The organism is Pseudoalteromonas sp. H105, assembly GCF_001469215.1.
Classification (GTDB): Bacteria; Pseudomonadota; Gammaproteobacteria; order Enterobacterales; family Alteromonadaceae; genus Pseudoalteromonas.
Genome location: NZ_LOFH01000002.1, coordinates 44,379 through 57,431, shown reverse-complemented (window position 1 = coordinate 57,431; position 13,053 = coordinate 44,379). Strand labels below are relative to the sequence as shown.

Here is a 13,053-nt window from a genome sequence, read left to right as displayed (position 1 = left end):
CGAGTGCACATGTTAAAAAAATTACTATTATTGATTGTTGCCTTGCTGGGTGTAGGGTTGTTTTTCCACTTTGATTTACACCAATTGCTAACCCTTGATGGCTTAAAAGGCTCAATGGAAGAATTTAGCCAATGGCGTGAACAATCGCCTTTATTGGTGATCGGGGGGTTCTTTTTACTCTACGTTGTTGTCACTGCGCTTTCATTACCCGGTGCAGCTATTTTAACGCTTGCTGCGGGTGCGTTATTTGGTCTTGCTGAAGGACTATTAGTTGCCTCATTTGCATCAACCATTGGGGCAACGTTAGCATTTTTAGTCTCGCGGTATTTATTACGCGACGTGGTCAAAAAGCGTTTTCCAGAGCGCTTGTCTGCCATTGATGCGGGGGTTGAAAAAGAAGGCAGCTTTTACTTATTTACCTTAAGGTTAGTGCCTGTTTTCCCATTCTTTTTGATAAACTTGCTGATGGGCCTAACAGCTATTAAGTCATGGACATTCTATTGGGTCAGTCAAATAGGCATGTTAGCCGGCACGTTTGTATTTGTTAATGCTGGTACGCAATTAGCACAAATTGATAGCTTATCGGGCATTTTATCTTTAGACCTTATTGTTTCTTTTGCATTGTTGGGTGTATTTCCGCTTATTGCAAAAGCAATTATCAATGTAATAAAAAAACGTAAAGTATATAAAAACTATACTAAACCCAAGCAGTTTGACCGCAATATGATTGTGATCGGGGGAGGCGCTGGCGGTTTGGTGACCAGCTACATAGCAGCTGCTGTGAAAGCAAAAGTCACGTTAATTGAAGCCGGTGAAATGGGTGGTGATTGCCTAAATTACGGCTGTGTGCCAAGTAAAGCAATTATAAAAAGCGCCAAAGTTGCTGAACAAATTAGACAGGCTGATAAATACGGTTTAGAAAGTATCAGCCCTGAATTTTCATTTAAAAAAGTTATGGCCCGTGTGCACCAAGTTATTGCTGATATTGCCCCGCACGATAGTGTTGAGCGTTATACTAATTTAGGGGTTGAAGTACTCAAAGGCTACGCCAAGATTACTGACCCGTGGACAGTTGAAATACAACTAAACGACGGTGGAACACAAACCCTAACAGCCAGAACAATTGTTATTGCCACGGGCGCACGCCCTTTTGTGCCTCCTTTGCCTGGCATTGAAGAAACAGGCTATGTTACCAGCGATACATTGTGGACAAAGTTTGCTAATTACGAACAGGCACCTAAAAAGCTAGTGGTACTTGGTGGTGGGCCAATTGGCTCTGAACTTGCGCAAAGTTTTTCACGCTTGGGCTCATCAGTGACACAACTCGAAATGGCTGATCGCATCATGATCAAAGAAGATGTTGAGGTGTCTGAATTTGCAACTGAAGCACTAAAAGCCAGTGGTGTTAACATATTAACGAACCATCAGGCACTTCGCTGTGAAGCACGTGATGGTAAAAAGTACCTTATTGTTAAGCACAACGAGCAAGAAATTGAACTAGAGTACGATGAATTACTTTGTGCAGTCGGTCGTAGCGCACGTTTAACTGGTTACGGACTTGAAGAGTTAGGTATTGAGACCGAGCGCACCATAGTAACAAACGACTATTTAGAAACCCTTTACCCAAATATTTTTGCTGCAGGCGACATCGTTGGCCCGTACCAATTTACCCATGTTGCAGCGCATCAGGGCTGGTACGCTGCTGTAAACGGTTTGTTTGGCAATTTAAAGAAATTTAAAGTGGATTATCGTGTTATCCCATGGACCACTTTTATTGACCCAGAGGTCGCTCGCGTAGGTATCAATGAACAGGAAGCGATTGAACAGGGGCTAGACTACGAAGTGACTCGCTTTGAATTTAAAGAGCTAGACCGTGCTATCACTGAGAGCGCAACTCAAGGCTTTATTAAAGTGATTACGCCCAAAGGTAAAGACAAGATATTAGGTGTGACCGTTGTATCTGAACACGCGGGTGATTTGATTGCTGAATTTATATTAGCGATGAAACACGGGCTAGGCCTCAATAAAATACTTGGCACAATTCACAGCTACCCAACCTGGGCTGAGGGCAATAAATACGCAGCGGGTGAATGGAAACGTGCGCATGCCCCCCAGACAGTGCTCAATTGGCTTGAAAAATACCATACTTGGCGCAGAGGCTAAAATGAAATTAGTCTTTTATTTTGTTTTTAAGATTACAGTGTTGTTGGCTTTTTTAGCCAGCATCACTGTGAAGGCTGATGAATCGGATTCAATTCATCAGCCTTGGGACCAATTGCTAAGCAAACATGTACAAAGCATTAGTGGAGGCACCAGTACTGGAGTTAACTACAGCGGGTTTAAAGCTGACCAAGTGATGTTAACGAGCTACTTAGATGCTCTATCACAGGTCAATCAAAATGAATTCAACACCTGGTCGAAATCAAGGCAGTTAGCGTTTTTGATCAACGCTTACAATGCATGGACTGTGGCATTTATTTTAACCCAATACCCAGATATCGCATCGATAAAAGAGCTAGGCAGCTTTTTTAGTTCGCCTTGGCGTAAAGAGTTTATCCCTTTATTAGGCAAAACTCGTAGTTTAGATAACATAGAACACACATTAATTCGTGGTGAAGGAAATTATAACGAGCCTCGTATTCATTTTGCCGTTAACTGTGCCAGCATAGGCTGCCCTGCCCTACGTGCACAAGCCTACCGTGCTGAGCAGTTAGATAGGCAGTTGGAGCAACAAACAACGCTCTTTTTAGCAGATACAACACGCAATTATATATCCGATGATACTCTCTATTTGTCATCAATTTTTAAATGGTATCGTGATGATTTTGAGCAAGGCTTTGGTGGTGCAAATAACTTAAATGCATTTATACTGCTGTACTCAAATGCGCTAAACTTGACAGCAACCGAGCAAAGCAAAATTAAAAGTAACACAGTGCAAATTAAGTTTTTAGATTACAACTGGGCATTGAATGATACGCCATAAACAACCGCACATTGTTATCTGTAATACACTTTGTGGCCTGATTTTATTGCTGACAGCTCCTTTTTTCAGTATTGCAACAGAGCATAGCCCTACTTGGCAAACCATCGTTAACAATGGCAGTAACAAGCCTGTTTATTTTCATGCTTGGGGTGGCGACCCACAAATAAATATTTATATACAATGGCTTAGTGAGCAAGTTAGGCAGCGGTACAATATAGAGCTACATCATATAAAACTTACCGACACCAGCGAAGCTGTAAGCCGTGTGTTAGCTGAAAAGTCAGCAGGTAATTACGATGAAGGAAAAGTTGATCTCATTTGGATCAACGGCGCTAACTTTGCAGTCATGGCCCAAAATGGTTTATTAGCACCTAATTGGGCACAATCACTTCCCAACTTTGCCCTAACAAACCCGGATAAAAACCCTGCTGTTACACTTGATTTTGGTGTACCAACTCAAGGTATGGAATCCCCCTGGGGGCAAGCTGCTTTAACCTTTTACTATGATAGTAGAGCGATGTCAGCCCCTCCTTATAGTTTGGCTGAATTATTAACATGGAGTGCTCAACATCAAGGTCGCTTTACCTACCCAAAGCCCCCTGACTTTATTGGTGTAAGTTTTTTAAAATACGCGCTTATTGGCCTTACACCAGAGTCATTAAAACACTTACTTTATCAACCAGCTACTGAGCAAAGTGCAACATTGCTATTACCTACCCTTTGGCGATACCTAGATGCCCTGCACCCAAACTTATGGCGTAAGGGTCGTTACTTTGTTAACAACAGCACCGCACTCAGGCGTTTAATGGGCGACACTGAGTTAAGTTTAGCACTTACATTTTCAGCGCCTGAAGTGCCCGCTGCAGTACAAAGGTATGATTTACCCACCAGCATTCGCAGTTATGCTATGCATGATGGCAGTTTGAGCAATACCCATTTCGTGGCGATCCCATACAACGCCAGCCACATCAATGGTGCAAAACTCGTTGCCAACTTTATGTTGAGCATAGACGCACAAGCAAAAAAACAACAGCCACATATTTGGGGAGATCGCACCGTGCTTGATTTGTCGCTATTAAGTGAGCATCAAGCCCACTTGTTTACACAGCCTAACCCTCACCCTAGTAGCTTAATCTCAACAGTCCAAAGCCCTGCACTGGCTGAGCCGCATCCTAGTTGGGTTAAGGTTATCAACCACGGTTGGCTCATGCGTTACGGCGCGAAAGGTCAATAAATGTTTAATCCAAATAATGTGTTTACCAAAGTAATCACGCTAAGCCCCGCACTACTTCTTGCGTTACTTATATTGCCAGTAATCGGAGGGCTAGTGGGTGTTCTTTTGCCTGCGTTTAGTTATATCCCTGCACTTGGCGAAATAGGTCTATCCATGAAAGGCTTTAGCGCTCTGATAAATACTGCAGGATTCAGTGACATGGTACGTCTGAGTATAAGTAGTGCATTTATAAGCACCTTACTCGCATTTAGTATTAACCTCTTACTTGTAGCGGCCTATTTTACGAGCCCTTGGCTGAACCGTATTCAACGCCTGCTTGGTCCCGTTTTAGTTATTCCTCACGCAGCAGCAGCCATTGCAATTAGCTTTTTGATCACACCATCTGGCATGATTGCACGACTATTTTCGCCTTGGCTAAGTGGTTGGCAAAGCCCTGCTGATTGGTTATTACCTCATGATCCATGGGGTATTAGTATGATTTTAGGGCTTACACTCAAAGAACTGCCTTTTTTGTTATTGATGACACTCGCCGCCCTTGCACAAACCGACTTAGCAACCAATTTACGTGCGCAGCACAAAATGGCATTAAGTTTAGGCTACAGTCCTGTAACGGCATTCTTTAAAGTTGTATTACCCAATCTATACCCTTTTTTACGCCTGCCAGTCTTAGCCGTTTTAGCTTATGCTAGTGCCAATGTAGAAGTACCTTTGATTTTAGGCCCCAATGCGCCACCCACATTGGCCGTGGCAATTATGAATTGGTTTAACGATGTAGATTTAACCTTACGTATTAAAGCCTCTGCAGGTGCCATTATTCAGCTCTTACTCACCATAGGATTACTCATTGTTTGGTGGTGCGGTGAAAAGATCATTAAACGTATCACACAACTGAGCCTAGTAAATGGCACACGTAATTATGCAGATAAAGGCATTACATGGTTTGTTCATTTACTAACGACAGTTATTGTTAGCTGTGTTTTACTCTCGCTTGTGGGGCTTATCCTCTGGTCTTTTGCTGGTTATTGGCGTTTCCCCGAGTCGCTACCCGACCAATTGGTATTAATGCACTGGCAAAGTGCCTTTTCACATATGCAAACACCGATCATGAATACCCTTTTAATTGGCTTTATAGCAACGCTTGCGGCAATTGTATTGACGTTATTTACCTTAGAAGCTGAACAGCAACGTGGCTACACATTATCGCGCTTTGCTACTATCGTCATTTATTTACCCATGCTTATTCCTAGCATCGCTTTTTTGTTTGGTCTGGTGTGGTTTCAAGAGCAAATAAACAGTCAACACGCTTTATTTAATGTAATATTTAGTCACTTATTGTTTGTGGTACCGTATGTATTTTTATCATTAGCCAATAGTTACCGACGCTTAGACCCACGGTTTATGAACTTAGCAGCCAGTCTTGGAGCAACGCCGACAAAAGTATTTTGGCAAATTAAACTGCCCATGTTAGCAACACCAATATGCATTGCCTGCGCACTGGGGCTTGCAGTCAGTTTTAGCCAATATTTGCCTACGTTACTTAACGGCGGCGGGCGTATAAACACTCTCACAACTGAAGCCGTGGCGCTTGCCAGCGGTGCAAGTCGACGAGTCAGCGCGGTGTACGCATTAGTCCAAATGCTATTACCAGCACTGGCTTTCGCCCTTGCTTGGTTCATCCCCAAGCTCTTAATACAAAACCAGCACAAGGGAAATCATGCATAGTTTAGCAATTAAACACCTGACGATCTGGCAACAGAGCACCCCACTTATTTCACTTGATGAGACAATTCAAGGAGGTGATATTCTGAGTGTTATGGGCCCCTCAGGCAGTGGTAAATCAACCCTATTGAACTGGTTAACAGGCATGTTACCAGCTACATTTCACGCACAAGGTCAGTTATATTTAGGTCAACAAGAGCTCACTCATACAGCAAGTCACAGTCGCCGTTTGGGACTGCTCTATCAAGACGCACTGTTGTTTCCGCATTTATCTGTTGCGGGCAATATTGCATTTGCAATGCCAAAAACGACTAGAAAGCAGCGTACAGATAAAATACATCACGCACTTGATCAAGTGGGTCTAAAAGGGTTTGAAAACCGATCTCCCGCGAGTTTATCGGGTGGACAACAAGCACGTGTTGCTTTGCTTCGTGTTTTATTAAGTGAGCCTAAAGCCATTTTATTGGACGAACCCTTCAGTAAACTCGACAGTCAACTTCGCCATGAAATACGCGAGCTGGTGTTCGCACAAATTCGCGAACATAAACTACCTGCCATAATGGTGACACACGACTGTGTTGATGCCCAAGCCGCACAGGGTAAAATTGTTAACCTCGGAACACAGGAATACAATCATGCTTGATAAATACGTAACTCAAATTATAAAACCCTTACTCACCCCTGCCGTCAAGCTGTTACACAAAAAAGGGGTTACACCCAGTCAACTCACTGTAGTCGGCTTTATCATTGGGTTATTAGCATTGCCACTACTTGCATTTGAACTTTGGTATTTAGCACTTGGGGCTATTATCGTTAACAGAGTTTTTGACGGGCTTGATGGCGCCTTGGCACGTTATAGCAAGCTAAGCTCCAGTGCCGGTGGCTTTTTAGATATTACCTTAGACTTTTTATTTTATGCTGCAATACCGCTTGGGTTTATACTTGCCAACCCTGCGCAAAATGCCATTGCGGGCGCTATTTTATTAGCGACATTTATTGGTACCGGCTCAAGCTTTTTAGCATTTGCCATAGCCGCCGAAAAATTTAAGCTAGACAAGCCGCAGTTTAAATATAAAAGCTTTTATTATTTAAATGGCCTGACTGAAGGCACAGAAACCATTGCGCTATTTTTTGCCTTTTGTATTTGGCCTCAGCACTTTGCCCTTATGGCCTACGTTTTTGCCTTTGCCTGCGCTATTACAATTATTACTCGTATTTATGGCGGTTATGTAACACTCAAACAACAAGAGTCAATCACAGATGAATAATGAGCTTTATTGGCGTCTCGGTTTTTTTATCTGTATTTTAGCAATCATGATGTTGCTTGAGGGGTTAAAGCCTGCCCGCCAATCTTTGGTTGCGGCTAAGCACCGTTGGTTTGCAAACTTTGGCTTAGTGTTTATATCATCTGTGATCGCCCGCTTAACTGTGCCCATCGGCTTAACTGCATTAGCAATTTACAATACAGAGCAAGGTTTTGGACTTTTTAACTTAATCCAACTACCACTTTGGTTAACTATTCTGCTGAGTGTCTTAATACTCGATATACTTATATATTGGCAACACAGGCTATTCCACCAAGTACCAATGCTATGGCGTTTACACAAAGTTCACCATGCTGACAGCCATATAGATGCAAGTACAGGGCTACGCTTTCACCCATTTGAAATTGTGCTCAGTATTTTAGTTAAGCTAATTGCCGTTACAGCGCTGGGCGCACCTGCGATTGCAGTACTCATATTTGAAATTGCACTGAACGGCTTTGCCTTGTTTAACCATGCCAATATACGATTACCGAAAAAGCTAGAGCAGGTATTACGGTTTGTAGTAATCACTCAGCAACTACACCGTATCCATCATAGCCAGCGGCCTGATGAAACCAACAGTAACTTTGGCTTTAGTGTAATCTGGTGGGATAAACTCTTTGCAAGTTATAAACCGCATGCCAGCGAAACCGACGAAACATTGAAAGTCGGCCTAAGCCAATACCCCGCAAGCAAAAAAAATGCATCAGTAATAACGTTATTACTGATGCCCTTTAAATAAATGCAAACCACCGAGAGTGTAACCACTTATCATATTAAAAATAGGATAAGTGGTTAGTGGAAGCTAACGTTTTTTTATACGTGCTAATAAAGCATCAGTTGTCCACTCAAGTTTATTAAAAGGAATATCCGGCTTGTAATAAGCACCGTTTCCGCGGGGTCTATTCACATAGACTTTATTAGGAATAATCACCTTAGTCAGCCCCGAAGGAGTATCAACTAGCCTCACTTCCATATACGTTGAATCTGAACTACTGGGCGCACCTAATAGCACCGTATTTGGAAATAATTTAAATGTATCAATTGCATCAAGACAAGCACTGGCACACTGCCCCGGCACAATCACGACAACGTTATTATTAAAATCACTCTTTGCCACTACTTCTTCTTGTGCTAACGCTGGCTTCTCCTCGACATAAAATATTGCATCTTTTTCTAACGATAACGTCATACCGGCAGATACTTTGTCAACCATGTCATACATTTGAGGTTGCTCTTTCAGTAGTACTTTTAATGATTCAACATAATTAGTATTTTCATCAGACGCTCGCCACCATACTTGCGTGTTGCGCCCATATTGCGCTTGTTTTTGGTTAACAATGTGCTCTCCCCATAATTGCTCAGCAACTTTTAAACTCCAAAAAGAAGAGCCACCTTGATTATGACGAAGATCGAGCACTACCGTTTTAGCATTGAGTAACTTACCTCGTTGTTTTGCAAGATCATCAAGCAATGTTTGGTAATCAGCTATTTGCAACTCATCTGGGCTAAAAGTTGGCATTGCAATCCACGCTATATTTTCGCTTGGCCAGCCTAAGCCAATAGGCAATTCATCGCCATTGTAGGCGTACTTTAACTGCTTACTCACGCTCTTTGGACGAACAGACCACTTCAGTATCACACTATAGGTTGTGCCATTAGCGTTAACAAAATCACAGTTTTTTATTTTAGGCAAAAATGGATTTCCATCATCAATCAATAAACGCCATCCTTGGTTCCACCAATGCCCTGGCTGGTCAACCTCACCATGAAAATTAAAGAGTGTTTCGCGCATCAGGGTTTTAATATGCGTATTATTACAACGTATTATTTTGTCACCTTTGTTCACGTTAGCGTGTTCGCTGTAATAGACCCTTAAGCTGTCACCACGCCATACAGCAGAAAACCTGGGCCACCGTCTTGGAAGTTTAAACTTGGTAGGTAAAACAGCGACCGCCCCGGCATGTCCATCTTGTAAAATCGTATTAAAGTGGGCTATTGCAGCCTCGTACCCTTGAGGCGTTTTCACCTGCTTAGCAAGTGTTAAAGCGTGTTGTTTGGCGTCTTCAAGTAACGTGGGGAAGTTTGGATTATCACTGTCATACATACCGGGGTGATTTGCCGCAGTCTGTGCATAAGCATATTCAATATCATGCTCTGTTAGCGCCTGCCATTGTGTTGCGGTTCGTGGGAAGTTTGGTTTCACAAAGTCATCATTTTGCGAAAAGCTATTGAACGAAATAAGCGTTAACAAACCCATTAAGCACAAATTAATGTCGTTTTTCATCTAAATCCTTCTATATTATTGAGGCTGACTTATAGGTTACCGTTTTATGTAAATTAAGAACAAAACCAATCCTCAGTTACACAAAGCCATATTTTCGAAAATGACTCTTTTATTTTAAACTTTTGTTCAATATGGTGCTTTGACTTTCTCACAAATATGCAAGACCGCAATTTGCTTATTAATCGTTTTTTACTCTGTGTTTCTCACCGTCACCTGATTAATTTTATACTGCATGTAAATCACATGAAATAATGAAGTAGCTAACGGATTTAACCAAAGCGCGTCACCCTTTTTAGCCTGCGTCATTAAATTAATCCGGTTTCGTACCATGATTATCCAAGTGACATCAAAAGAACTTGAAACCACATGCAGGCTAATTGAGTTTCTTAAAATGGTAATATCATGAAAGTTCACAAGCCCGTAGATTAAACTAACCAATGAAACAACAAATAACATACTCGCTGCAACAATAAACAACGTGGGGATTTTATGCTCTGTGTGTTTATTTATCTGGTTAGAAAAAACGTATAGTTTGTAGATTAGATATCCGCCAATCGTCAGCACACACAAAACAAGTGTTTTTAGCACTGAGTCAACATCAAACACCTCTGTCAGTCCTTTTTGCATTTTATTTCCTTGAATTGACGACTCTATAACGCGTTTTTAAACAGCACAACCACAAATGAATAGTGACAAAAACTAAACGTGCTGGATTTACAAAGCACCTCTCCCTATTAAATAAATGAGGGCTAATCTGCGCTGCTTTTATGATGCAGTACTTTGCGCCTTAAATGCCTGGCCATAGCCTGTGTTGACGGATAACAAGGTAAAATAAGCCACAAAACAATGTATAACAATACGGGAATAACTAAAAACAAGCTGCTAAATATAAACGCTAATCGTAAGCCATTCTTTCTCAAATTGTAATGATCCGCCAACCCCGAACATACACCGCCGAGAACACAGGATTCGCCACGTGTTAATAATTTTACTTTTGATAGATCCTGCATGCTTTTTATATATTCCTAATTTATGCAAATTAAATACTCAGTATCGCTCAATCAACTCTAAAACTAACTAATCACCACAAAACGTTTAACCTATGTTTTGCTAAGGAAGTTTATTAAGTCCTGCTTCATAGACCGTCAATTTACTCAAAATGGCCTGATGAATGCCTTATCACTATTCGTTGATATGAGGGTAAACCCAAAATTAGCCTCTTTTTGTTAATAGATTACATAGCTAAATCTGTGCGCCACCCATTAATATCAATAGTGACTGTTAGCTTCTAGTTAATAAACGCTTAAGCATTGTTTTCAGGGCAGCTTTCATCATCAAATGAATATTCATAAATTCCCTGATCTCGTTGTAACATCACTTTATTTGAGTTCACAATAGTAAACTCAGCTTGCATATTTAATAACGCTTTTAATAAACCACGACAATCACCGATATCTTTTGGTTGAGGAAGAGTCTGCATTAGCGCAAGTGCACCCATGAAGTTGCTTTCTTTATTTTTTTTATTTAAACCCATTTTTAATTTAGGGCCGGAGGGTAAATCGGAGCGTTTAATTCTTGTTCCTGTAATTGTTATTTTTTGTCCGCTCGTGAAGGTTGTTTTATTTTCCTTTTGCTCAGGACTTGTTGTACATGCTGACAACAACACACAAGCGATTACCAAATACAACATTTTCATAAAAACACCTTTTCAAAATGATATAAAACGAATTTCTCGATTAACTCGCTATGATTTTATTTCTATTCTGATATGAACCATAACTAAGCTCCTATTTGAGTTCAATTAGTTACTTCTCAGTGACATAAAATTGAGATGCGAGATAATCGTAAGTTTAGTTGTTAGATTTAACTGAATTTAACAAGGTGATTAAGGGGTATCATTTCACGGTCAAAATAGAAAAGCCAATGCTTTGAATAACGAAAAAAGCGCTGCAAAAATACAACGCTTGTCATTACTTAATTTATTATGGGTTTTTAGGGTTTAAAAAAAGCCGAGTGGATCTTCGCTATAGCTTACCAATAAGTTTTTGGTTTGTTGGTAATGATCGAGTGCGAGTTTATGGGTTTCGCGACCAATACCTGATTTTTTATAACCACCAAATGCGGCATGGGCTGGGTACATATGGTAACAATTCGTCCACACACGCCCCGCTTCTATTTTGCGGCCAAAGTGATAAGCACGGTTCATATTACGGCTCCACACACCTGCGCCTAAACCAAACTCTGAGCTATTAGCCAGCTCCAACGCTTCGGCCTCATCTTTAAAGGTCGACATAGAAATAACCGGGCCAAAAATTTCTTCTTGGAATACCCGCATATCGTTCGTGCCTTTAAGTAAAGTAGGCTGAATATAATAGCCGCCGTTTAGCTCTTCACTTAACTGTTCAATATTGCCGCCAGTGAGTACTTCTGCCCCTTCTTTTTTACCAATTTCAATGTAACTAAGTATTTTATCAAACTGTGCTTGAGACGCTTGCGCTCCTACCATGGTTTCACTATCCAGTGGGTTGCCACGTTTGATTTGTAAAGTGCGTTCTAAAATACGCTCAATAAACTGTTCATAAATGTCTTCTTGAATAAACAAACGTGATGGGCAAGTACACACTTCACCTTGATTAAAGTAAGCAAGCACCGCCCCTTCAATAGCTTTACTTAAAAATGAATCGTCTTTGTCCATCACATCATTAAAGAAAATATTGGGCGATTTGCCCCCCAGCTCAACAGTCGATGGAATAATGTTATCTGCGGCGCATTTTAAAATATGTGAGCCAACAGGAGTCGATCCAGTAAAAGCAATTTTTGCGATACGAGTGTTTGTTGCGAGTGCTTCACCAGCTTCTTTACCAAAGCCGTTAACAACATTTAATACACCAGCGGGCAATAAATCACCGATGATTTCCATTAACACTAAAATGGAGGCTGGGGTTTGCTCTGCCGGTTTAAGCACAACACAGTTACCCGCAGCAAGCGCTGGGGCTAATTTCCATGCTGCCATTAAAATTGGGAAGTTCCAAGGGATTATTTGCCCAACGACACCCAGTGGCTCGTGAAAATGATACGCAACAGTGGTTTCATCTATTTCACCGATAGAGCCTTCTTGGGCACGTAAACAGCCGGCAAAATAACGAAAATGATCAGCCGCAAGCGGAATATCTGCCGCTAACGTTTCGCGAATTGCCTTACCGTTATCCCATGTTTCTGCAACGGCCAACAGCTCTAAATTTTGCTCAATGCGATCAGCAATTTTAAGCAAAACATTGCTGCGCTCAGTGACGGAGGTTACACCCCAAGCAGCGCGTGCTTCATGCGCTTTATCGAGTGCCAACTCGATATCCGCTTTATCTGAACGAGGGATTTTACAAAACACCTTACCATTTACAGGGCTAATATTATCAAAGTACTGCCCGTTTACCGGCTCGACCCATTGCCCGCCAATATAATTACCATAGTGTGATTTAAAGTTGATGAGTGCGCCATCGCTACCCGGGTTTGCATAGATCATTGTGTG

At 41.5% G+C, this 13,053-nt stretch carries 12 protein-coding genes; 7 read left to right on the top strand and 5 right to left on the bottom strand.

The window, feature by feature from the left end; translation table 11 throughout:
• Positions 1 to 9 precede the first annotated feature (9 nt).
• Genes ATS75_RS03890 through ATS75_RS03860 form a run of 7 tightly spaced genes read left to right on the top strand, consistent with a single transcriptional unit; the run spans position 10 to position 7,982 of the window.
• Positions 10 to 2,163, top strand: a complete 2,154-nt coding sequence (locus ATS75_RS03890; protein ID WP_058559127.1) for an FAD-dependent oxidoreductase — start codon at positions 10 to 12, stop codon at positions 2,161 to 2,163.
• A 1-nt stretch (position 2,164) separates the two neighbouring features.
• Positions 2,165 to 2,983, top strand: a complete 819-nt coding sequence (locus ATS75_RS03885; RefSeq protein ID WP_082665393.1) for a DUF547 domain-containing protein — start codon at positions 2,165 to 2,167, stop codon at positions 2,981 to 2,983.
• A complete protein-coding gene (locus ATS75_RS03880; protein ID WP_082665392.1) occupies positions 2,970 to 4,217 on the top strand; it encodes an ABC transporter substrate-binding protein in 1,248 nt (415 codons plus the stop codon). The genes ATS75_RS03885 and ATS75_RS03880 overlap by 14 nt, the downstream gene beginning before the upstream one ends.
• Positions 4,218 to 5,939 (top strand): ABC transporter permease, encoded by a 1,722-nt coding sequence (locus ATS75_RS03875; RefSeq protein ID WP_058559126.1) that lies wholly within the window; start codon positions 4,218 to 4,220, stop codon positions 5,937 to 5,939.
• Positions 5,929 to 6,579, top strand: coding sequence for an ATP-binding cassette domain-containing protein (locus ATS75_RS03870; RefSeq protein WP_152996179.1), 651 nt, complete (start codon positions 5,929 to 5,931; stop codon positions 6,577 to 6,579). The genes ATS75_RS03875 and ATS75_RS03870 overlap by 11 nt, the downstream gene beginning before the upstream one ends.
• Positions 6,572 to 7,204: a CDP-alcohol phosphatidyltransferase family protein gene (locus ATS75_RS03865; protein ID WP_058559124.1), complete on the top strand. Its 633-nt coding sequence runs from the start codon at positions 6,572 to 6,574 to the stop codon at positions 7,202 to 7,204. Before ATS75_RS03870 ends, ATS75_RS03865 begins: the two co-directional genes overlap by 8 nt.
• A complete protein-coding gene (locus ATS75_RS03860; protein WP_058559123.1) occupies positions 7,197 to 7,982 on the top strand; it encodes a sterol desaturase family protein in 786 nt (261 codons plus the stop codon). The genes ATS75_RS03865 and ATS75_RS03860 overlap by 8 nt, the downstream gene beginning before the upstream one ends.
• A gap of 63 nt (positions 7,983 to 8,045) precedes the next feature.
• Here ATS75_RS03860 and ATS75_RS03855 read toward each other — a convergent pair whose 3' ends face one another.
• The 5 genes from ATS75_RS03855 to ATS75_RS03840 all read right to left on the bottom strand — a co-directional run bounded on the left by ATS75_RS03855 (position 8,046) and on the right by ATS75_RS03840 (position 13,047).
• Positions 8,046 to 9,527: a S41 family peptidase gene (locus ATS75_RS03855; protein WP_058559122.1), complete on the bottom strand. Its 1,482-nt coding sequence runs from the start codon at positions 9,525 to 9,527 to the stop codon at positions 8,046 to 8,048.
• A 189-nt stretch (positions 9,528 to 9,716) separates the two neighbouring features.
• Positions 9,717 to 10,154, bottom strand: a complete 438-nt coding sequence (locus tag ATS75_RS03850; RefSeq protein ID WP_058559121.1) for a hypothetical protein — start codon at positions 10,152 to 10,154, stop codon at positions 9,717 to 9,719.
• Between the two features lie 122 nt (positions 10,155 to 10,276).
• Positions 10,277 to 10,537: a PspC domain-containing protein gene (locus ATS75_RS20045; protein ID WP_082665391.1), complete on the bottom strand. Its 261-nt coding sequence runs from the start codon at positions 10,535 to 10,537 to the stop codon at positions 10,277 to 10,279.
• 293 nt (positions 10,538 to 10,830) lie between these two features.
• Positions 10,831 to 11,223: a hypothetical protein gene (locus tag ATS75_RS03845; RefSeq protein WP_058559120.1), complete on the bottom strand. Its 393-nt coding sequence runs from the start codon at positions 11,221 to 11,223 to the stop codon at positions 10,831 to 10,833.
• Positions 11,224 to 11,526: 303 nt separating this feature from the next.
• Complete coding sequence (locus ATS75_RS03840) at positions 11,527 to 13,047, bottom strand: aldehyde dehydrogenase family protein (protein WP_058559119.1); 1,521 nt, start codon at positions 13,045 to 13,047, stop codon at positions 11,527 to 11,529.
• Between the last annotated feature and the right edge of the window lie 6 nt (positions 13,048 to 13,053).